This window comes from Chelativorans salis (genome assembly GCF_025336525.1).
In the GTDB taxonomy this organism is placed as follows: domain Bacteria; phylum Pseudomonadota; class Alphaproteobacteria; order Rhizobiales; family Rhizobiaceae; genus Chelativorans; species Chelativorans salis.
In genome coordinates this window covers 1-19,743 of sequence record NZ_JAOCZP010000003.1, presented here as the reverse complement: position 1 = coordinate 19,743, position 19,743 = coordinate 1, and the positions used below count along the sequence as shown (strand labels likewise).

The window sequence follows — 19,743 nt, the reverse complement described above, 5'->3', positions numbered from 1 at the left end:
AGAAAAAAATGCACGGCTGAATGGGAGGTGTTGTGTCAGCAACACTCGAGAACCGGGCCGAGAGTCTGCTCGATGTCCGGGGCCTGACGAAGCTCTTTGGATCGCTGAAGGCGTGTGACGGCATCGATCTGGCGATCGATCGCGGCGAGATTCACGCGCTTTTGGGCGAGAACGGGGCGGGGAAATCCACCTTCGTCAAGATGCTGTTCGGTGCGCTGGAGCCGGCCGCCGGCACCATCCGCTGGAAAGGTGAAAAGGTGACAATCGCCAGCCCGGGCGAAGCGCGCAAGCTCGGCATCGGCATGGTGTTCCAGCATTTTTCGCTGTTCGATGCGCTGACGGCGGCGGAGAACATCATGCTGTCGCTGGACGATCCCGCGCCCGCCGGCGCCGTGGCGGCGCGTGCGCGCGAGCTTTCTGAGGCTTACGGCCTGCCGCTCGATCCGAACGCCCATGTCGGCGATCTTTCCGTGGGCGAACGGCAGCGCATCGAGATCATCCGCTGTCTCCTGCAGAACCCGGAGCTCATTATCCTCGACGAGCCGACATCGGTGCTCACACCCCAGGAGGCGGACAGGCTGTTCGAAACGCTTGCAAAGCTGAAGGTGGAAGGCCGCTCTATCCTCTATATCTCGCACCGGCTCGAGGAGGTGAAGCGCATCTGCGACCGGGCGACAGTATTGCGGCAGGGCAGGGTGATCGCCCATTGCGATCCGAGCCGCGAGACCGCCTCCTCGCTGGCGCGCATGATGGTGGGCGACGAGGTGCAGGCCGTCGTGCGCGAGAAGCCTTCTGCTGCACGCGAGGTACTCCTGGAGGTGCGGGGTTTGAGCCGCAAGGCCGGCCATCCCTTTGCCGTCTCGCTTTCCGATATCGATCTTTCCGTGCATGCGGGAGAGGTGCTCGGCATCGCCGGCGTGGCCGGCAACGGGCAGGGTGAGTTCTTTGAGGCGGTTTCCGGCGAAGTGTTGCAGGAAAAGGCCGATGCCGTGCGCATACGCGGTAAGGATGCCGGCCGGCGCGACATTTCCGGCCGCCGCCTGATGGGGGCCGCCTTCGTGCCGGAGGAGCGTCTCGGCCATGCCGCCGCGCCTCTGATGACGCTGTCGCAAAACCTTCTGCTCTCACGCTGCCGCACGGACGCGCGCGCATTCCTGTCGCGCCTGGGCGTCATCCGCCAAGGCGCGGTGGCCAAGGCGGCCAAGCGCATCGCCGAAGCGATGGACGTGCGCAAGGCCAGCGAAGACCCGGAGGCAACAGCACTTTCGGGTGGAAACCTGCAGAAATTCGTCATCGGGCGCGAGCTCGACCGCGCGCCCATGGTGATGGTCGTCAACCAGCCGACCTGGGGGGTGGACGCGGGGGCGGCGGCGCGCATCCGCCAGGCGCTGATCGATCTGGCGAAGGGCGGCTCGGCAGTGCTCGTCATCAGCCAGGACCTCGATGAACTGTTCGAGATCTGCGACGCCATCGCCGTCATGCATCACGGACGGCTTTCCGCGCCCATTCCGATCGGCGAGGCAACCTACGAGAAGGTGGGCCTGCTGATGGGCGGCGCCACACCCGAGACTGCCGAGCCGATGCTGGAGGCGGTATGATGCGCGTCGAGCTCGTCAAGCGGCCGCAACAGTCTGCGCTTTTCAGCGCGCTTTCGCCCTTTATCGCACTGCTTCTCACGCTGGTGGCCGGCGCCATCATGTTCCTGTTCCTCGGCAAGAATCCGGTCGACGCGCTGTACTATTTCTTCATCGAGCCGCTTCTGGAGACGTGGTCGCTGCATGAGCTCGCGGTGAAGGCGGCGCCGCTGATCCTTATCGGGGTGGGGCTTTCCATCTGCTACCTTTCCAACAACTGGAACATCGGTGCGGAGGGGCAGTTCATCATCGGCGCCATCGCCGGCTCCATCCTGCCGGTCGTCTTTCCCGGTTTCCAGTCGTGGATCGTGCTGCCGTTGATGCTCCTGATGGGGGTCGTCGGCGGTGCCGCTTATGCCGGCATACCGGCATGGCTCAAGGCGCGCTTCGGCACCAACGAGATCCTGACAAGCCTGATGCTGGTCTATGTGGCGCAGCTTTTCCTGGACTGGCTGGTGCGCGGGCCGTGGCGCAACCCGGAAGGCTTCAACTTTCCCGAGACGCGCAGTTTCCACGCCTATGCGGTCCTGCCGGAGATCTGGCCGGCTTCGGGGAGGGCCCACTGGGGCTTCATCTTCGCCATCGTCGCGGCACTGGTGCTGTGGTTCGTCCTGTCGCGCACGCTGAAGGGGTTTGAGGTGAAGCTGATCGGCCAGAGCCCGCGAGCAGGGCGGTTTGCCGGCTTCTCACGGGCGCGCATGGTCATCTTCGCCTTCCTGGTCTCCGGCGCGCTCGCCGGACTTGCCGGCATCAGCGAGGTTTCCGGCGCCATCGGCCAGCTGCGGCCGTCGATCTCGCCGGGCTACGGCTTCACGGCGATTATCGTCGCCTTCCTGGGACGGCTGAACCCGCTCGGCATCATCGCCGCCGGCCTTGTGCTTGCACTGTCCTACCTCGGCGGCGAGGCGGCGCAGATTTCAATCGGCGTGTCCGACAAGGTGGCGCGGGCCTTTCAGGGCATGCTTCTGTTCTTCGTGCTCGCCTGCGACACGCTCATCCATTATCGCATCCGCATTTCCCGCCGCTTGAGGGCGAAGGGCGTGGAGGCGCCGGCCGGCCATGCTTGAATCGATCCTTATCACCATCGCGACAGCGGCGACGCCGCTCCTCATCGCTGCCATGGGCGAACTGGTCGTGGAACGCTCGGGCGTCCTCAATCTCGGTGTCGAGGGCATGATGATCATGGGCGCCATCAGCGGCTTTGCCGTGGCGCTGACGACCGGCTCGGTCTGGATCGGCGTGTTCGCGGCAATCCTGGTGGGAGCTGCCTTTGCGCTCATCTTCGGCTTCCTCACGCTGTCGCTGGTCACCAATCAGGTGGCGACCGGCCTGGCGCTGACGCTGTTCGGGCTCGGCCTGTCGGGCATGCTGGGCGAGGGGTTCGTCGGCCGGCCGGGATTGAAGCTCGGCCGCATCGACATTCCCTTCCTTTCCGACCTGCCCTTCGTCGGGCGGCTCCTGTTCGGCCAGGACCCGCTTTTCTACGTCTCGCTTCTTCTGACGGCGGCGGTCGCCTATTTCCTCTTCGCCACGCGCGCCGGGCTGATGCTGCGCGCGGTTGGGGACAATCACACTTCGGCCCATGCTCAGGGCATCAACGTGGTCGCCGTGCGCTATCTGGCAGTCATGTTCGGCGGGGCGTGCGCGGGTCTTGCCGGCGCCTATCTGTCGCTGGTCTATACGCCGCAATGGGTGGAGAACATGACCGCTGGGCGCGGCTGGATCGCGCTGGCGCTGGTCGTCTTCGCTTCGTGGCGGCCGTGGCGGGTGGTGGCCGGTGCCTATCTCTTCGGCGGCGTGACCATCGGCCAACTCCACGCCCAGGCGCAGGGCATGGCGATCCCCTCCCAGCTATTATCTTCGCTTCCCTATCTGGCGACGATCGCCGTTCTTGTCATAATCTCGCGTAACCGGAGACTGACCATGATGAACACGCCGGCATCGCTGGGGCGCCCATTCGTGCCGGAACGCTAGACGGGAAGGCGCCACAGGCAACAGGAAGAGGACAAACGGAATGAGAACGAAAAAGACATTTCTGGCACTGACGGCCGCCGCCGTGCTGGGGCTTGCGGCCGCCGGCACGGCACAGGCGCAGGACGATCCGACCAAGGCCTGCTTCATCTATGTCGGGCCGATCGGCGATTTCGGCTGGAGCTACCAGCATCACCAGGGCCTGCTGCAGGTCGAGGAGGAGCTGGGAGACGATGTTGAGACAGCGTATCTCGAAAGCGTGCCGGAAGGTGCGGATGCCGAGCGCGCCATCGAACGCTTCGCTCGCTCGGGATGCGACATCATCTTCACCACCTCCTTCGGCTACATGGACCCCACAAACAAGGTGGCAGCGAAGTTCCCGGACGTGAAGTTCGAGCATGCGACCGGCTACAAGCGCGAGCACCCGAACGTCGCCACCTATAATTCGCGCTTCTATGAAGGCCGCTACATTCAGGGCGTGATCGCCGCCAAAATGTCCGAGGCGGGCGTAGCCGGCTACATCGCCTCCTTCCCGATCCCGGAAGTGGTGATGGGCATCAACGCCTTCATGCTCGGCGCCCAGTCGATCGATCCCGACTTCAAGGTGAAGGTGGTGTGGGCCAACACCTGGTTCGACCCCGGCAAGGAAGCCGATGCCGCCAAGGCACTGATCGACCAGGGCGTCGACATCATTACCCAGCACACCGACTCCACCGCGCCGATGCAGGTGGCGGCCGAGCGCGGCATCAAGGCCTTCGGCCAGGCCTCCGACATGATCGAGTTCGGCCCAGAGACTCAGCTCACCTCCATCGTCGATGACTGGGGGCCGTACTATGTCGAGCGCGTAAAGGCGGTTCGTGACGGCACGTGGGAGCAGGTCGACGTCTGGGCCGGCCTTGCCGAAGGCCACGTCGTGATGGCGCCCTACACCAACATGCCCGACGACGTGAAGGCGCTCGCCGAGGAGACGGAAGAGAAGATCCGCTCCGGCGAGTTTCATCCCTTCACCGGCCCCGTCAACAAGCAGGACGGCACATCGTGGCTTGCCGAGGGTGAGGTGACGGACGATGGCACGCTGCTTGGCATGAATTTTTATGTTGAAGGCGTGGATGATCAGCTGCCGAACTGACGTCGGCGCTGCAGAAAGTGACAGGGAGGGGCGGTCCCGCGTGGCCGCCCCTCTTGTTTGGGAGATGGGTACGACGTCATCCTGACAGACAGCTGTCAGGAGCATCCTGTTAGGATGCACGCATCGAACCGAAGGAGAGGAAGATGCTCAAATTCTATCACGCACCATGGTCCCGCTCGTCCACCATCTTCTGGCTGCTCGAAGAATTGGGGGTCGAGTACCGGATGGAACTGGTCGATATTCGCGGCGAGGGCGGCGCGCCGGAGGCATACAGGAAGATCCAGCCCAACAAGAAGGTGCCGGCGATCGAGCATGACGGCACCGTCGTCACGGAGCGGGCGGCGATCACCATCTATCTGGGCGACACGTTTCCCGAGAAGGGCCTTGCGCCGGCGGTGGGCGATCCGGACCGCGCGGCCTATCTCAGCACGCTCGTCTACCACGACGCAGTGTTCGACCCCGTCGTCTGCGCCAAGGTGCATGGGCTCAGCTATATCAGCAACGACTACCCGTTCGGGCTCTACGACGACATGGTGGCCAATCTGGAACGCAAGCTGTCGGCCCAGCCGTGGGCGGCGGGTGAGCGCTTCACGCTGGCGGACGTGATACTCGGCGGCGGCATCAACTATGTCATGAACATGCTCAAGGCGCTGCCGGAACGGCCGGTCTTCCTCGACTATGTGGCGCGGACGACGGGCCGCCCGGCCTACAAGGCGAGCGCCGAGAAGGACGCCGCTCTCGCCGCGCAAATCCCGTTCTTCCAGAAGATGATGGCCGCCGGCGGCGAAGCGCCGGCCTAGGGCCGGGCCTGCGCCTCGGCGAGCAGGTCCTCGATATAGCGCGGCAGGACGAATGACGCGCGGTGGTGGGCGGGCGTGTAATAGCGGGTGTCGATTCCCGCCGCCCGCCGCGCCAGCTCTTCCTCCGGCACGTTGAGCGCATCGTCTGTCTCGCTCGCCCAGCCGAGCATCATATGGCCGCCGAAATAGGTGGGCACGCAAACGAGATATGCGCGCGTGACGGCGAAGACCGAGGAAAGAGCACTGAGGCCCCTGACGAACTCGTGCTTCTGCAGGAAGGGCACGCCGTTTTGTGTGACGGCGATGCCGCCGGGCTTCAGGATGCGCTTGATGTTGGCGTAGAACGCCGGCGTGAAGAGGGCTGCGCCGGGCCCGCTGGGATCGGTGGAATCGACGAGGACGACGTCGAAGCGCCTTTGTGTTGCCGACGCGAATTCCGCGCCGTCGGCAATCTCGACGTGGAAACGCGGGTCGTCAAAGACCGGGGCGTTGAACTCGGCGAAGTGGCGGCGCGAGAAGTCGAGCACCGAGGCATCGATCTCCACCTGGGTCAGCGCCTTTACGCGGGCGTGCTTCAGCACCTCCTCGGCAAGCCCGCAATCGCCGCCGCCCACGATGAGCACGTCCGCGGGATTCTCGTGCGCCATGAGCGGCACATGGGCCATCATCTCGTGATACATGAACTCGTCGGCGCTGGTGACCTGCACCGCACCGTCGAGCAAGAGCACCTTGCCGAAGAGGCGGTTGCGGACGAGTTCGAGCTTGTGGTGCCCGGTCGCCTCGTGCAGCACCTCGTCCGCGGTAAAGGACAGCGTCACGTGCTCATGCAGCGTCTCCGAAACGGTCTTGCGCCCGCTCACGCTTCCTTGCCCCTGAGCAGTTCCTTGACCTCAAGGCGGCCGGGGCGGAAGGCTTTTTCCAGCACCTCGATACAGCGTTCCGGCACGGCATCGCCGCACATGAAGACATCGAGCGCGGCATAGGCGCGCTCCGGCCAGGAATGGATCGAGATGTGGCTTTCGGCGAGCACAGCCACGCCGCTTACCCCGCCATTTGGCTCGAACGGGTGGAGATGGATATGCAGAAGCGTGGCGCCGGCCGCCTCCACGCAATCGATCAGCGTTCGTTCGATGAAAGCGAGGTCGTCGAGGCGTTTCGCGTCGTAGAGATCGACGATCAGATGCGCGCCGGCGCATTCCACGCCGTCCTTTTCAATGAAATGATCCTTGCCGCCGCCGGCCGTTGCAGCCGCTTGCGTATCGTTTTTATCTTCCGTTTGGGCGGTGTTCAGTCGCGCTGAATCCATCCCCAATTGGAAGAGGGCGTCTTGCACCATGGCGTCCCCTCCAACCAGCAGATGTGCCTGATCTGTCGAAGCGCGAATATAGTTATCACACGCAGGTTGGCAACCGGGCGAGTCTCAGTCGCGCCTCCTGACGACGACCGGCTGGTAGATCACCATCGGCCGGTGCCAATGATCCATCTCGATTCTGCGCGCCCGCCACTCGGCCCTGCGGTCGAGGTCGATGCGCTGCAGGCATTCGGCGAAGGCGTCGGTGCCGGACGTAAAGCCATAGGAGCGGCACTTCGCCTCGTCGGCGGCGCGCCGCTCTTCAGGCGTCATGGTGGCGCATCCCGAAAGAAGCGCAAGGGCACCAAGGGCGAGCACGAACCGCGAATACATCCATAACACTCCGACAATAACCGGAGCCCGTGCCATGCCACCGCAACCCGGCGCATTTTGGGCAAATCCCAGCGGCCGCTCCCAGTTGTGCGAGAGAGCGGCCGTTCACCAGAAGCCAATGGGAGGTTTTGGCTTCTCGTAGTGCAATTGCGTTCCTGAACGTTATTCGATGATGTAAACGATCTCCCGGGTCTGCGGTTCGACGAGGACGGTCCGGTTGTCCACGACGATGTAATGGTATTCCACCTCAGCCTCCGGAACCTCCAGGGGCCGGAGTTCGATCGTTTCCGGTAGAGTGGTGCCCACCTCTATCGTCACCTCGGCCGGAACCTCGATGGGCTGTATTTCCTGGGTCGTCACATACTCACGGATTACCGTCTCCTGCTCCGGCGAAATCACGACGCTCTGCGCCGATGCCGCACCGGCACCAGCTGCGAGTAAGAAGCCTGATAGAGTGATGGATGTCAGCGTTTTCATATCCGTCTGTCTCCGTTGTACTGGTGACGGCTCAAACTTCTGAGGTGGAAACTGGTTCCCGCCAATCAACAAGCACCGGCCTGCAAGGACGGAGCAGGGGCAGCGCGTCCAATACGGAAAGGCGCTGGCCAAGGTCAATGACCACCGGTTCTTCGCCGAGAATCTGGTTGCGGCCTAGCCTAGCGCGCCCGCCATGCCCGTTACAGGTAACGGAGCTTGACCAACACGCCACAGCTGCGCCTCAATCGCGTGGCCTTAGCAACATGCGGCGGGTATCCCAAAGCCTGCCGCTGCGCCCGCCACCGGGAACGGTGGCGGGCATTCTTTGTGGAGTGGGGGATATTATGGAGAGAAGACACGATGGAATTTCGCAGGATTAAACTTGCCTCTGCAATTCTTGTGGCGATGGCATTAGCCGGCTGTGCGAGCGAACAGCAGCAGCGCGCGGGGACGGGGGCGTTGGTTGGAGCCGGCGCCGGAGCACTCGCCGGCCAGGCGCTCGGACGTGACACGAAGAGCACCCTTGCCGGAGCCGCAGGCGGCGCGATCCTCGGCGGTGTCATCGGATCGGCGACTGCGCCGCGACGTCAAAGCCAGGAGCTTTGCCGCTATCAGGCAGCAGATGGCAGCATCTACACCGCCCCCTGCAATTATTGATCACCATCGGCCCTGTGGAACGCAATAAAGGCCGCCACCTTGGCGGCCTTTTTCGTGCAGCCATAAAGGGTGGTCGCATTGGGCCAACAGAGCGAGTGGTCGCTGTAGTGGGAGAGACTCTCTAACCTAGTCATCGGCAAGTTTCAGGCGCATAGCCGCTCTAGAATTTCGCGCGCCGTGGCGGGTTCTTCATCGGCGGTTAGGCTTCGCCGGGTCGGACTCTGAACCAACGGTCGAAGATGCGCAGGCAGCACAGGGCCGAAGGCTATTGCGGACTCAATACTTGGACTTTGGGCATGGTTCTTCACCCCTGAAGTCGCGAGCCAAACATTCGGCCTCATCGAATGTCTCGCCGGTGATGCGAACTGCTTTCGCTGCCCCGAAGACCTGGCATCCGGACAGGGCCGCTGCGAGGGCAACGATGAGTAACGTCCGCGGCCAGGAGTTCGTCTTCATCAATCTTACCTCATCGAAAGGAACGCCATGTGCGTCGAACTGATGGTGCCGTGATGCCGTTGTCCCAAACGAATGGATGCGCCACGAGCACCAGGAACTTATCAGCTTGGAAAGGTGCATCAGTGAGGCTGATATTGCCCAATTTTTGATTCGCACTACCCTCGGAGAGGGTCTAATATGCAGTTTTCAGGTTCCATACTGCGTGTTTCTCACCTAGGAGGCAGCAGATGAAACAGGGACGCGTACAGGCTATCCCTCCGAGACTGCAAGCTGCGCTGAAACTCTACCTAGAAAGACGGAAGGGCGAGAGAGCCGTATCAATCGCAGACATGATCCGGCGCACGCGAATTGTCTTTCCGGACCTCGCGCAATCGGATGATGAGTTGGAACTGATGATTTCGCGCGAGATCATCAAGTTCGGAGGCAGCATCGCCTTCGACAGGAGCATCATTGAGCGGCCTCCTGCAATGCGTGCCCATCAGGCGCTCGGGAGGCATTGATAGCTACAGCGTATCAAGCTGCGAAGGTCACAAATAGCCCCCGCCTCGGCGGGGGCTTTTTTGCAGCCCAGATCGCCGAGAAAACCCCGCCGTCCTAGCAGGCGGCGGGGTTCTTGTTGCTGCGAAACAGGTTGCTATCGCGGACGAGAGGGCGGTGCGCCCTCTCGTGCTGGCGGTATCAGTCTCAGTTGGACTTGGCCTGCTCGATCGCGTCTACGACCAGCATGTCTGGATTGTTGGCACACGCATCCACAACGGCCGATGCGGTCACTTCCGTGCCTGCTTCGGCAGCCGTGCCGTCCATCGTATCGTCCGTCGCTTCCGCTGCCATATCCCCGGAAGCCGTGCCCGAGGCGGTGTCATCGTCGGAACCCTCCACGCTGGCTGTGGAGTCCGTACCGACATCGGCCGAGCCTGCGCCCTCGATGGAAGCCAGGGCTTCCGTTTGGGCGGTGGTGTCCATCTCCGTAAATTCCGCACATGTCGTCGTTTCGTCCTGCGCAAACGCCGGCATGGCCAGAGCGCCGCAGAACATCGTTGTTACGAGAAGCTTCTTCATCTCGTCCTCCTTTGGGTGGGGATATGCGGCACCCAAAACGGTGCCGATTTGCTGAACGAGACGTAAGCCAGATTTGTTTCGAGCAGCATCATCACTGATTTTGACGGTCCGTCTCAACTCGGTGACATGTATCTGCGCAAACCTAGCGATTAGGTACGCCCCCACGTCAACGGCTCGCTTCGACGAGTTTTTTGTGCGCCCCGTGCGCCCGGCTGCTGGAAGGGGCGGCGGGTTTTTATGTGGCCGATGTGGCAGTTTCTGTCACTGTTGAAATTCAGGGCACTATGGCGGGTAGAGAGCGATGAAACGGAGAACTACGTCTACGCCATAGCCCTCCATGACGCTCCTAGATAGACCCACGAGCGAATGGCTTGGGTGGTAAGCGGGCATCTGGTTATTCGCCAACCGACAACGCGGCGCGCGGTTTGCGGCCAACTTCACTTTCTGCGTCACGCTGCTCATACTTTCGTGAAGGCCTCGAGGTGGAGATTTAGTAGCATGGCAAAGCTTGTCTTCGGAATGAACTAGTCCATGGACGGTTACGTCGACCACCTGGAAATGCGGACAGGTCCCGCGCTCTTTCGTCACTGGATAGAGCACGTGCGCGACCTGACCGGCAGTGTGTACGGTCGCCGCATGTACGAGACCATGCATTATTGGGACGAAGACCGACCGGAGTGGAGTGCGGAGCAACACAAGTTCGCGGCGGCGTGGCGGCGCCAACCGAACGGGTCGTGTCGCGCTCGTTGAAGTCCGTCGGCCCGAACGCCACACTTGTCGAGGATGACGTCGAGGCGGTGATACGTAGCCTGAAGGCTCGGCTCGTTGGGGAGATTACAGTTTCCGGACCAGACCTAGCACAAAGCCTGACCGACCTTGGTCTTATCGATGAGTATCGACTCTACTTCCACCCCATCGTGCTTGGTCGCGGCAAGCCGTTTTTTGCCGACCCACGGCCGCCGCTCCGCCTTGTTTCCACCGATCCCGTTGGCGAGGACACGGTTAGGCTGACCTACGTTCCTGCTTAATCGCGCGTCTCGCCCGACTGACTGCGCCGACGGGTCACGTCCACTTTGGGGCCATAAGCAGCCTGATTGCGCTGAACCGGTCTCCAAAACATATCGCGCTACAGCGTAGAATCGGCGGTTCGCTATACCGTGCGATGATCGGCGGCAGTGTTGATTATAGAGGGCAAATGGCGGAGGGAGTGGGATTCGAACCCACGGTGACATCGCTGCCACGCCGGTTTTCAAGACCGGTGCCTTAAACCGCTCGGCCATCCCTCCAGCGCGTTTCGTGTAGGCGCGAATTTCGGCTATTTCAAGCGCTGGCACGGCGTCTGGCGCAGGTTGGTATCAGGAGAGGTATGTGTAATACTTATTTTTGCCGTTTTCCTGCCACATGTGATTCACCTATCGCTAATGATTTCTTGCGCATGAGTGGGGTTACCTGCGGCAGGGCATGCGTGGTTTTGGCCGGTGGTTTGCCGGCGTGAAGGCGGTTGAGACGAAGAACAAATAATTGCCGGGGGAAGGCGTTTATGGGAATACGAAATAAGCGGGCAGGGGCGCCGGTGCATTGGGGAACGGTCGGCGTTGGTGCGTTGGCGTTGCTTGTCTCGGCCTGTGGCAGCCAGACACCGAAGGTCGCGCTCAAGGAAACCGGCAGCAAGGAATATTTCGCCGAATCGGAATATGGCGTGAAGGCAAGTCCGCGCGTGGCCATGGGAAAGTCTGGCCTGAAACGCGGCGGCGGGCGCTACCACGTCGGCAAGCCCTACAGCGTGAAGGGCAAGTGGTATCGCCCCAAGGAAGAGCCCAACTACGTTACCCAGGGCGCGGCCTCCTGGTACGGCTCTGCATTCCACGGACGGCTGACGGCCAATGGCGAAGTCTACGACATGACGCATCTGACGGCGGCGCATCCGACCATGCCGCTGCCGAGCTATGCACGCGTCACCAATCTGAACAATGGCAGTTCCATCGTCGTGCGCGTCAACGACCGCGGGCCGTTCGCCGAAGGCCGCGTCATTGACCTGTCGAAACGGGCGGCCGAGATGCTGGACTACACGCATTCGGGCGTGGCCAAGGTCCGTGTCGAATATGTCGGCCCCGCACCGCTGCATGGTCAGGACGAGAGCTACCTCATGGCCTCATACCGGCCGGGCGACCGTGCTCCGGATCCTTCAGACGGTCTTCCTTCCGGCGTGATGATCGCCATGAACGGGCCGACGCCCTCGCAGCCGGTGCCCGAGATGGTGACCGCCTTTGCCAGCCAGCCGGCCCCCGCCACAACGGCGCGTGGCATCGAACTGCCGGCCGTCGGGCCGATCGTGCCGGACAGGCCGCACGCCGCGCCCGCGCTGCCCGCTACCCAAAGCCTTGCACTTCTGTCCTATGCGGACCAGCGGGTGCAGGCCGCCTCGCAGGCCTTCGATGCCATTTTACGGCCAGAGCTCGACGGGGAGGCGCTCGCTGCATGGTGGGCGCGCAAGCAGGAGGATCGGCCGCAGGAGGCTGCCGTCGTCAATCTCGGCACCTGGGCTTCGCGCCGTGAGGCAGAGAGCGTGATCGACGCGCTTTCGACGCATGGGCAGATCCGCATCGAGGAGGCGGAGATGCAGGGAGATACGTTCTACGCACTCTCGCTGGTGCCCGGCGGCGATGCCGATCTGAACGAGGTCCTGCGCGCCGCATGGGCGGCAGGCGCCGTTGACGCCTTTACCGTCCGCGACTGACCGCTTGCCAAATCGATCACCGCATCCGCGCCGCCGGCGCGGTTGGATCAGCAGCCTATCGCGCCTATAAACCCATTCGGGGCCTATACAGCGCCGAGCGTCCTTTTGAACGTACAAAGGACACTGTAGGTTGTTGAACCTGTGCATCGTGCTGCCGAAAGCCGATTCCGGTTTTCGGGCCGATGCTATAGAGCGGGTCGACGGGCGGAGGACGAAGTGTTTCGATCGGTTGCAACGGTAGCAACGTTGCTCCTTGCCATCCTGGTGTTTGCGGGGCCTTTATGGGCAGCGCCCTTCGAATCCAAGGCGCCCCGCGCCTTCATGATCGATGCTGAGACGGGCGCAGTTCTCTATTCCAAGAATGCCGACGAGCTTTTTCCGCCGGCTTCGCTCGCCAAGCTGATGACGATGGAAATCGTCTTTGACGCGTTGAAGAAGGGGCGGCTTGCGCTCGAGGAGACGTTTTTCGTCAGCGAGCATGCCTGGCGCACCGGCGGCGCTCCCTCGCGTACGGCGACGATGTTCGCCGCCGTGAAATCCTCGGTGCCGCTGGAAGCGTTGATCAAGGGCGCCATCGTGCAGTCAGCCAACGATGCCTGCATCATCATCGCCGAGGGCATGGCGGGATCGGAGGAGAATTTCGCGCATCTGATGACCGAGCGGGCACGCGCCATCGGCCTGGAAAAATCGACCTTCGTCAATCCGACCGGCCTGCCGGCCGAGGGCCAGCAGGTGACGGCGCGGGAGATGACACTTCTGGCGCGGCACCTTTGGCGCGAGTATCCCGAATACTACGGATATTTCTCGCAGCCCGCCTTCGAGTGGAACGGCATCTTCCAGCGTAACCGCAACCCGCTCCTGCCGCTGGAGATCGGCGCCGACGGGCTGAAGACCGGCTTCACAGAAGCATCCGGCTACGCCATTACCGCATCTGCGGCACGCCAGCGGCGGCGCTTATTCGTCACGCTCGGCGGCCTGGCGAGTGAGGAGGAGCGGGTGGAGGAGGCGCGCAAGATCATCGACTGGGGCATGCGCGCCTTCGCAAAACGAGAGATATTGGCCGCCGGCGAAGCGATCGGCGAGGTGAACGTCTATGGTGGCGACAAAAGCCGCCTGGCGGTACGCACGGCAGAAAGCCTGACGGTCCTCATGCCGCTTGACGAGCCGGAGCGCCTGTCGGCGCGCATTGTCTACCAAGGGCCGGTGCCGGCGCCGGTGGAGGAGGGGGCGGAGATCGGGACATTGCAGATATGGCTCGGTGACACGCTGAGCCAGGAGGCGCCGCTCTATGCCGCCGAACCGGTGGCGAAAGGCACCCTGCGCCAACGGGCTGTCGGCGCGGTGGGCGAGCTTCTGCTCGGCTGGATGCGGTGACTTCGATCCCGCACGGGCTTGCAACGAGGGGCGCGTCTCGACATTTCGCTTATTCCAACAGAACGTTGGACCTTCAACTTTTGGGTGACTATGAAGGGCCGACGAGGCCGATCTAGGACAGGAACAATTGCCGCGCGGGTTCTTCATAACGTTCGAGGGTGGTGAGGGTGCGGGTAAGTCCACGCATATCCGGCTCCTGGCAGAGCATCTTGCGGAGGAGGGTCGCGAGGTGCTGGTGACCCGCGAGCCGGGCGGCTCTCCAGGGGCGGAGGCGGTGCGTCATGTGCTCCTGTCGGGCGCGGCGGAGCCCTTCGGGCCGACGCTGGAGGCGATCCTCTTCGCCGCCGCGCGGCTCGACCATGTGGAGCAGGTCATCCGGCCGGCGATCGCCCGCGGCGCCGTCGTTCTCTGTGACCGCTTCGTCGATTCCTCGCGCGTCTATCAGGGCGTGACCGGCGGGCTCGATGCCGATTTCATGGCGACCTTGGAGCGCGTAACGGTGAACGGCGTAATGCCGGACCTGACGATCATCCTCGATATCGACCCGGAGGAGGGCTTGCGCCGGGCCGCGGAGCGGCGGGGAGGAGAGGGCGCCGACCGGTTCGAGAAGGAGACCCTGCAGATCCACCGCCGGCGGCGCAAGGCCTTCCTCGACATCGCCAAGAAGGAGCCGCAACGGTGCGTCGTCATCGATGCGTCGGCGCCGCGTGCAGAAGTCGCCGCAGCGGTGGCGCGGGCAGTCGAGAAAGCGATGCCGGAAGACGAGACTGACGGGGCAAAGCGCGGGACGGGCGATGTTTGAGCGTGTGGCACCGGAGCAGCACGACACGCTGCCGGACATCCCGGAGCCGGCGGAAAACCCGCTGCTCGTCGGCCATGAGGAAGCGCGCACCATGCTCGCCGGCGCCTACCGCGCCGGCAAGCTGCACCATGCGCTGCTTCTCGCCGGGCCGCGCGGGACCGGCAAGGCGACGCTCGCCTTCCATCTGGCGCACCACCTCTTCACCCATCCGAAGAGCGAAGAAGCGCCGCAAATTTTTGGCGAAGCAGATGCCCGCTCGCAAGCGTTCCGGCTTGCGGCGCAGGGAGCGCATCCTGGCCTGTTACACCTGACACGGCCATACGGGGAGCGGGAGAAGAAGTTCAAAACTGTGATCACGGTGGACGAAATCCGCCGCGTCAGCCGCTTTCTTTCCATGACGGCATCGGATGGAGGCTACCGCGTTGTCATCGTCGACCCGGCCGACGACATGAACACAAGTGCCGCCAATGCGCTCTTGAAGAACCTGGAGGAGCCACCGTCGCGCACGCTGTTCGTGCTGATCGCCCATTCGCCCGGCAGGCTCTTACCGACCATCCGCTCGCGTTGCCAGGTCATAAAACTTCAGCCATTGGGGGCGGGGTCGCTGGAGGAACTCTTGCAGCGCCTCGGCGCGGACCTGCCCGAGAGCGCGGAGGAAAGGCGCCTGCTTGTCGAGCGCGCCGGCGGCAGCGTGCGCAATGCCGTGCTACTGACCCAGTTCGGTGGGCTGGAGATTGCGCAGGCGATCGAGCGGGTCGCCGGCGGGAGCCGGTTCGATGTGTCCGAGACATACCGGCTGGCGGAGGCTGTGGCGGCACGAGACGCCCAGGTGCAGTTTGATATCTTCAACCGCACGGTGCTCAGCCGCGTGGCCGGGGCGGCGACGCGCGCAGCAGAGGCCGGCGACGCCGCACGGGCAGCACGCATGGCTGCTTCGTGGGAGGAGATGGCCGAGACCGTGCGCCAGGCGGAGATCTTCAATCTCGAGCGCAAGCAGCACGTGGTGGGCCTGATGCGGCGGCTTCGCGAGGCGGAACACGGAATGCCCCCGAATTGAGCCGCTTCAATGCATGGCGTTCGCCGCTGCGATGCGCTATCTGGGCGCGAGCCAATATCGATCTGGACATCTTCCCATATGACGCGTGAGACCTTCTATATAACGACGCCAATCTTCTATCCGAACGGCAAGCCGCACATCGGCCACGCCTACACGGTGATCGCGACCGATGCGTTGGCGCGTTTCCAACGCCATGACGGCAAGGACGTCTTCTTCCTGACCGGCACGGACGAGCACGGGCTGAAGATGCAGCAGACGGCCGACAAGGAGGGTGTATCGGTCCAGGATCTGGCCGCCCGCAACTCGGCGATCTTTCGCACTATGGTAGGGGCCATCGGCAGCTCCAACGATCAATTCATCCGCACGACGGAGGAGCGGCACAAACGCGCCGCCCAAGCGATCTGGGAGCGGATGGCCGACAATGGCGACATCTATATCGACCGCTACACGGGCTGGTACTCCGTGCGCCAGGAAGCCTATTTCGATGAGAGCGAGACCACGGTGGGCGAGGATGGCGTACGCCGTGAACCGCTCGGCTCGCCGGTCGAGTGGAACGAGGAGGAGACCTATTTCTTCCGGCTTTCAGCCTATCAGGACCGGCTTTTGGAGCTTTACGAGAAGCAGCCGGATTTCATAGGGCCCGCCGAACGGCGCAACGAGGTGGCCAGCTTCGTGAAATCCGGGCTGAAGGACCTGTCCATCTCCCGCTCGACCTTCAAGTGGGGCGTTCCGGTGCCGGGCGACGACAAGCATGTGATGTATGTGTGGGTCGACGCGCTGACCAACTACATCACTGCCGCCGGCTACCCCGATACCGACAATGCGCAATGGAGATACTGGCCGGCGGACGTCCACGTGATCGGTAAGGACATCGTGCGCTTTCATACGGTCTACTGGCCGGCTTTCCTGATGTCGGCCGGAATCCCGCTGCCCAAGCGCGTCTATGCGCACGGCTTCCTGTTCAACCGTGGCGAGAAGATGTCGAAGTCGGTGGGCAATGTGGTCGACCCCTTCGCGCTCATCGAGCACTACGGGCTCGACCAGGTGCGCTATTTCTTCCTGCGCGAGGTGCCTTTCGGCCAGGACGGCAGCTATAGCCACGACGCCATCGTCAACCGCACCAACGCCGACCTTGCCAACGACCTCGGCAACCTGGCGCAGCGCTCGCTTTCGATGATCGCCAAGAACTGCGGCGGCAAGGTACCGGAACGGGGCGAGCTGGCGGAGGCTGACACGGTCATTCTCGACCGAGCGCAGAAGGCGCTTGCCACGGCGCGCGAGGCGATGATCCGGCAGGCGATCCATACGGCGCTTGCGGCCGTCTTCGAGGTGGTGGCGGAGGCCAACCGCTATTTTGCCGGTCAGGAACCCTGGGCGCTGCGCAAGAGCGATCCGGCACGCATGGAGACGGTGCTTTATACTACGGCGGAAGTGCTGCGCCGCGTCGGCATCTTGTGCCAGCCCTACATTCCAGGCTCTGCGGAAAAGCTTCTCGATCTTCTCGCCGTGCCGGCGGACAAGCGCGGCTTTGCGGACATCACGGAAGCCGGCATGCTCCAGTCCGGAACGCCACTGCCGGCGCCGCAACCGGTCTTCCCGCGCTACGTGGAGGCCGAGGACAAGGGGCAGGGGGTCTAGCGCCATGCTGGTCGACAGCCATTGCCATCTCGACTTTCCGGATTTCGAAGCGGAGCGGGACGATGTGGTGGCGCGTGCCGGAACGGCCGGCGTTGGGCTGATGGTCACCATCTCCACGCGTGTGGCGAAATTCGGCGGCATCAAGGCCATCGCCGAGCGCTACGACAACGTCTTCTGCACCCTCGGCACGCATCCGCACAACGCAGGCGAGGAAACGGATGTGACGGCGGACCAGCTCGTGGCGCTTTCGAAACATCCGAAAGTGGTCGGGATCGGCGAGGCGGGCCTCGACTATTTCTACGACAAGGCGCCGCGCGACCTGCAGGCCAAAGGTTTCCGCATCCATATCGAGGCGGCGCGGCGGACCGGCCTGCCGCTCGTCATCCATGCGCGCGAGGCTGACGACGATATCGCGGCCATTCTAAAGGAGGAGACAGGGAAGGGGGCTTTTCCCTTCATCCTGCACTGCTTCTCCTCCGGGCCGGCTCTGGCGCGCACCGGCGTGGCGCTGGGCGGCTATGTCTCCTTCTCCGGCATCCTGACGTTCAAGAAATCAGAGGCGCTGCGTGAGATCGCCAGAAGTGTGCCGCATGACCGGCTGCTGGTGGAGACGGACGCGCCGTATCTGGCGCCGGTGCCTTTTCGCGGAAAACGCAACGAGCCGGCCTACGTGGCACACACGGCGGCGGTGCTGGCCGAGACGGTTGGCATCTCAGCCGACGAGATGGCCGCGCTGACGACGGAGAACTTCTTCCGTCTCTTCACCAAGGTGCCGCCTTCGCTTAGGAAGGTGCCTGACATTGGCTGACCGGCTGCGGCTCACCATTCTTGGCTGTGCGTCCTCGCCGGGCGTGCCGCGGATCAGCGGCGACTGGGGCGCTTGCGATCCGGCAAACCCGCGCAACCGGCGCACGCGGGCGGCCGCCCTTGTGGAGCGCATCAAGCCGGACGGGCGCGCCACGCGCGTGGCGATCGACACGGGACCAGACTTCCGCGAGCAGATGATCGCCGCGCAGGTGCCGCGCCTGGACGGGGTCGTCTATAGCCACCCGCATGCCGACCACATCCACGGCATCGACGATTTGCGCGGCTACGTGCACGTGCAGCGCCACCGCATTGACATCCATGCCGACCGGCCAACCATGGAGCGCCTGCGCGACGCCTTCGCCTACTGCTTCGAGACGCCCCTGGGGAGCAACTATCCGCCGATCGTGACGCCGCACCTCATCAGCCATGAGGAACCGTTCATGCTCACCGGCGAGGGCGGAGCGCTGATCTTCACACCGCTGCCGCAGATTCACGGCGACATCCGCTCGCTGGGCTTCCGCGTTGGTCCGTTCGCCTATTGTTCCGATGTGAGCGATTATCCGCCGGAGACCGTGCCGCTCCTGGCCGGCCTCGAGGTGCTGGTGATCGACGCGCTGCAGCACAGGCCGCACCCGAGCCACTTTTCACTCGGGCAAGCGCTGGAGTGGATCGACCGGCTGAAGCCGAAGCGCGCCATCCTGACCCATATGCACACCCCGCTCGACTATGAGGCCGTGCGGCGGGAAACGCCGGATCACGTGGACCCGGCTTATGATGGTATGGTTGTTGAGATAGATATTCCAGGCGATTGAAATAACGAGGTTTTTTCAATGTCAAAGAGCGTCAACCGTGTGGCCGCTGCGGCAGCGGAGGCCGGACTGGAGATCGAAATCAGGCGCATGGGAGAATCGACGCGCACGGCCGAGGAAGCAGCGATGCAATGCGGCTGTGCGGTTGACCAGATCGTCAAATCGCTGGTCTTTGCCGGCCAGACATCCGGAAAGCTTCATCTGTTCCTGGTGTCCGGCGGCCACCAGCTCGACCTGGAAAAAGCCGGCCGGCTTGCCGGCGAAAACCTGACGCGCGCCGATCCACGCAAGGTGCGCGAGGAAACCGGCTTCGCCATCGGCGGCGTTTCGCCACTCGGCCATCCCGACAGCGTGCGACGCTATGCCGATGCGACGCTGCTTGGCTTCATGACGGTCTGGGCGGCGGCCGGCGCCCACGATGCAGTCTTTGCAGCCGAGCCGAACGCGCTCCTTGCCGCAGCGCGCGCCGAGGTGGCCGATATCGTGGCATAGATGCTGGCGCCCGCAGCAGCAGCTCAAGATCAGGGTGTACGTGTTAGTTCCATAATCTATCTTATGTGATCCGAGGTTGTAGGCGCAAAGTTAAAATGTCCTGATTCTGCAAAGTAGGAATGTCACTCTCCCGTGTTTGGATGACGTGGGAGATTGCGGA

Annotated in this window: 20 protein-coding genes, 1 tRNA gene and 1 pseudogene; 16 read left to right on the top strand and 6 right to left on the bottom strand. The window is 63.2% G+C overall.

What is annotated here, in order from left to right; all coding sequences use genetic code 11:
• The first annotated feature begins 20 nt into the window (after nt 1-20).
• The 5 genes from N5A92_RS10255 to N5A92_RS10235 all read left to right on the top strand — a co-directional run bounded on the left by N5A92_RS10255 (nt 21) and on the right by N5A92_RS10235 (nt 5,534).
• The gene (locus N5A92_RS10255) at nt 21-1,598 is read left to right on the top strand and encodes an ABC transporter ATP-binding protein (RefSeq protein ID WP_260902402.1); all 1,578 of its coding nucleotides are present in this window, start codon (nt 21-23) and stop codon (nt 1,596-1,598) included.
• Nucleotides 1,598-2,701, top strand: a complete 1,104-nt coding sequence (locus N5A92_RS10250; protein ID WP_260903548.1) for an ABC transporter permease — start codon at nt 1,598-1,600, stop codon at nt 2,699-2,701. Before N5A92_RS10255 ends, N5A92_RS10250 begins: the two co-directional genes overlap by 1 nt.
• Nucleotides 2,694-3,608 carry an ABC transporter permease gene (locus N5A92_RS10245; RefSeq protein ID WP_260902400.1) on the top strand — a complete coding sequence of 305 codons (915 nt, stop codon included), beginning with the start codon at nt 2,694-2,696 and terminating at the stop codon, nt 3,606-3,608. The genes N5A92_RS10250 and N5A92_RS10245 overlap by 8 nt, the downstream gene beginning before the upstream one ends.
• Nucleotides 3,609-3,648: 40 nt before the next feature.
• Nucleotides 3,649-4,734: a BMP family ABC transporter substrate-binding protein gene (locus N5A92_RS10240; RefSeq protein WP_260902398.1), complete on the top strand. Its 1,086-nt coding sequence runs from the start codon at nt 3,649-3,651 to the stop codon at nt 4,732-4,734.
• Between the two features lie 143 nt (nt 4,735-4,877).
• Nucleotides 4,878-5,534: a glutathione S-transferase family protein gene (locus N5A92_RS10235; RefSeq protein WP_260902396.1), complete on the top strand. Its 657-nt coding sequence runs from the start codon at nt 4,878-4,880 to the stop codon at nt 5,532-5,534.
• Here N5A92_RS10235 and speE read toward each other — a convergent pair.
• The 4 genes from speE to N5A92_RS10215 all read right to left on the bottom strand — a co-directional run bounded on the left by speE (nt 5,531) and on the right by N5A92_RS10215 (nt 7,695).
• Nucleotides 5,531-6,394 (bottom strand): polyamine aminopropyltransferase, encoded by an 864-nt coding sequence (gene speE, locus N5A92_RS10230; protein ID WP_260902393.1) that lies wholly within the window; start codon nt 6,392-6,394, stop codon nt 5,531-5,533. The two genes, N5A92_RS10235 and speE, sit on opposite strands and share 4 nt — an antisense overlap.
• Nucleotides 6,391-6,870 carry an adenosylmethionine decarboxylase gene (gene speD, locus N5A92_RS10225; RefSeq protein ID WP_260902391.1) on the bottom strand — a complete coding sequence of 160 codons (480 nt, stop codon included), beginning with the start codon at nt 6,868-6,870 and terminating at the stop codon, nt 6,391-6,393. Before speD ends, speE begins: the two co-directional genes overlap by 4 nt.
• Nucleotides 6,871-6,954: 84 nt before the next feature.
• The gene (locus tag N5A92_RS10220; protein WP_260902389.1) at nt 6,955-7,218 is read right to left on the bottom strand and encodes a hypothetical protein; all 264 of its coding nucleotides are present in this window, start codon (nt 7,216-7,218) and stop codon (nt 6,955-6,957) included.
• A gap of 162 nt (nt 7,219-7,380) precedes the next feature.
• Complete coding sequence (locus N5A92_RS10215) at nt 7,381-7,695, bottom strand: DUF1236 domain-containing protein (RefSeq protein ID WP_260902388.1); 315 nt, start codon at nt 7,693-7,695, stop codon at nt 7,381-7,383.
• Nucleotides 7,696-8,055: 360 nt separating this feature from the next.
• Here N5A92_RS10215 and N5A92_RS10210 point away from each other — a divergent pair, with 360 nt between their 5' ends.
• Nucleotides 8,056-8,352: a glycine zipper 2TM domain-containing protein gene (locus N5A92_RS10210; RefSeq protein WP_260902387.1), complete on the top strand. Its 297-nt coding sequence runs from the start codon at nt 8,056-8,058 to the stop codon at nt 8,350-8,352.
• Nucleotides 8,353-9,035: 683 nt separating this feature from the next.
• Nucleotides 9,036-9,308, top strand: a complete 273-nt coding sequence (locus N5A92_RS10205; protein WP_260902385.1) for a hypothetical protein — start codon at nt 9,036-9,038, stop codon at nt 9,306-9,308.
• Nucleotides 9,309-9,492: 184 nt separating this feature from the next.
• On the opposite strand, the gene N5A92_RS10200 is transcribed toward N5A92_RS10205, so the two are convergent.
• Entirely contained in the window at nt 9,493-9,867 is a 375-nt protein-coding gene (locus N5A92_RS10200; protein ID WP_260902384.1) for a hypothetical protein, read from the bottom strand.
• Nucleotides 9,868-10,398: 531 nt separating this feature from the next.
• Between N5A92_RS10200 and N5A92_RS10195 the strand changes: the two are divergent.
• Nucleotides 10,399-10,895, top strand: a pseudogene (locus N5A92_RS10195) (dihydrofolate reductase family protein).
• Between the two features lie 168 nt (nt 10,896-11,063).
• On the opposite strand, the gene N5A92_RS10190 reads toward N5A92_RS10195, so the two are convergent.
• A tRNA-Ser gene (locus tag N5A92_RS10190) sits at nt 11,064-11,153 on the bottom strand.
• A 254-nt stretch (nt 11,154-11,407) separates the two neighbouring features.
• Between N5A92_RS10190 and N5A92_RS10185 the strand changes: the two genes are divergently transcribed.
• The 8 genes from N5A92_RS10185 (at nt 11,408) to N5A92_RS10150 (ending at nt 19,583) form a co-directional block, all read left to right on the top strand.
• Nucleotides 11,408-12,604, top strand: coding sequence for a septal ring lytic transglycosylase RlpA family protein (locus N5A92_RS10185; RefSeq protein WP_260902383.1), 1,197 nt, complete (start codon nt 11,408-11,410; stop codon nt 12,602-12,604).
• Nucleotides 12,605-12,820: 216 nt separating this feature from the next.
• Complete coding sequence (locus tag N5A92_RS10180) at nt 12,821-13,978, top strand: D-alanyl-D-alanine carboxypeptidase family protein (RefSeq protein ID WP_425248564.1); 1,158 nt, start codon at nt 12,821-12,823, stop codon at nt 13,976-13,978.
• 127 nt (nt 13,979-14,105) lie between these two features.
• Nucleotides 14,106-14,780 (top strand): dTMP kinase, encoded by a 675-nt coding sequence (tmk, locus tag N5A92_RS10175; protein ID WP_260902380.1) that lies wholly within the window; start codon nt 14,106-14,108, stop codon nt 14,778-14,780.
• A complete protein-coding gene (locus N5A92_RS10170; RefSeq protein WP_260902377.1) occupies nt 14,773-15,837 on the top strand; it encodes a DNA polymerase III subunit delta' in 1,065 nt (354 codons plus the stop codon). Before tmk ends, N5A92_RS10170 begins: the two co-directional genes overlap by 8 nt.
• A 78-nt stretch (nt 15,838-15,915) precedes the next feature.
• Nucleotides 15,916-17,475, top strand: coding sequence for a methionine--tRNA ligase (metG, locus tag N5A92_RS10165; protein WP_260902376.1), 1,560 nt, complete (start codon nt 15,916-15,918; stop codon nt 17,473-17,475).
• A gap of 4 nt (nt 17,476-17,479) precedes the next feature.
• Nucleotides 17,480-18,283 (top strand): TatD family hydrolase, encoded by an 804-nt coding sequence (locus tag N5A92_RS10160; protein WP_260902374.1) that lies wholly within the window; start codon nt 17,480-17,482, stop codon nt 18,281-18,283.
• Nucleotides 18,276-19,094, top strand: coding sequence for an MBL fold metallo-hydrolase (locus N5A92_RS10155; protein WP_260902373.1), 819 nt, complete (start codon nt 18,276-18,278; stop codon nt 19,092-19,094). Before N5A92_RS10160 ends, N5A92_RS10155 begins: the two co-directional genes overlap by 8 nt.
• Before the next feature lie 18 nt (nt 19,095-19,112).
• Nucleotides 19,113-19,583: a YbaK/EbsC family protein gene (locus N5A92_RS10150; protein WP_260902372.1), complete on the top strand. Its 471-nt coding sequence runs from the start codon at nt 19,113-19,115 to the stop codon at nt 19,581-19,583.
• Nucleotides 19,584-19,743 lie beyond the last annotated feature (160 nt).

Excerpts from the sequence above, each read along its gene's own strand:
- N5A92_RS10235 (WP_260902396.1), top strand. The coding sequence starts at position 4,878 with ATGCTCAAATTCTATCACGCACCATGGTCCCGCTCGTCCACCATCTTC.
- N5A92_RS10170 (WP_260902377.1), top strand. The coding sequence starts at position 14,773 with ATGTTTGAGCGTGTGGCACCGGAGCAGCACGACACGCTGCCGGACATC.
- N5A92_RS10255 (WP_260902402.1), top strand. The coding sequence starts at position 21 with ATGGGAGGTGTTGTGTCAGCAACACTCGAGAACCGGGCCGAGAGTCTG.
- N5A92_RS10250 (WP_260903548.1), top strand. The coding sequence starts at position 1,598 with ATGCGCGTCGAGCTCGTCAAGCGGCCGCAACAGTCTGCGCTTTTCAGC.
- metG (WP_260902376.1), top strand. The coding sequence starts at position 15,916 with ATGACGCGTGAGACCTTCTATATAACGACGCCAATCTTCTATCCGAAC.
- N5A92_RS10215 (WP_260902388.1), bottom strand. The coding sequence starts at position 7,695 with ATGAAAACGCTGACATCCATCACTCTATCAGGCTTCTTACTCGCAGCT.
- N5A92_RS10150 (WP_260902372.1), top strand. The coding sequence starts at position 19,113 with ATGTCAAAGAGCGTCAACCGTGTGGCCGCTGCGGCAGCGGAGGCCGGA.
- N5A92_RS10185 (WP_260902383.1), top strand. The coding sequence starts at position 11,408 with ATGGGAATACGAAATAAGCGGGCAGGGGCGCCGGTGCATTGGGGAACG.
- N5A92_RS10245 (WP_260902400.1), top strand. The coding sequence starts at position 2,694 with ATGCTTGAATCGATCCTTATCACCATCGCGACAGCGGCGACGCCGCTC.
- N5A92_RS10210 (WP_260902387.1), top strand. The coding sequence starts at position 8,056 with ATGGAATTTCGCAGGATTAAACTTGCCTCTGCAATTCTTGTGGCGATG.
- N5A92_RS10160 (WP_260902374.1), top strand. The coding sequence starts at position 17,480 with ATGCTGGTCGACAGCCATTGCCATCTCGACTTTCCGGATTTCGAAGCG.
- N5A92_RS10240 (WP_260902398.1), top strand. The coding sequence starts at position 3,649 with ATGAGAACGAAAAAGACATTTCTGGCACTGACGGCCGCCGCCGTGCTG.
- N5A92_RS10220 (WP_260902389.1), bottom strand. The coding sequence starts at position 7,218 with ATGTATTCGCGGTTCGTGCTCGCCCTTGGTGCCCTTGCGCTTCTTTCG.
- N5A92_RS10205 (WP_260902385.1), top strand. The coding sequence starts at position 9,036 with ATGAAACAGGGACGCGTACAGGCTATCCCTCCGAGACTGCAAGCTGCG.
- N5A92_RS10200 (WP_260902384.1), bottom strand. The coding sequence starts at position 9,867 with ATGAAGAAGCTTCTCGTAACAACGATGTTCTGCGGCGCTCTGGCCATG.
- speD (WP_260902391.1), bottom strand. The coding sequence starts at position 6,870 with ATGGTGCAAGACGCCCTCTTCCAATTGGGGATGGATTCAGCGCGACTG.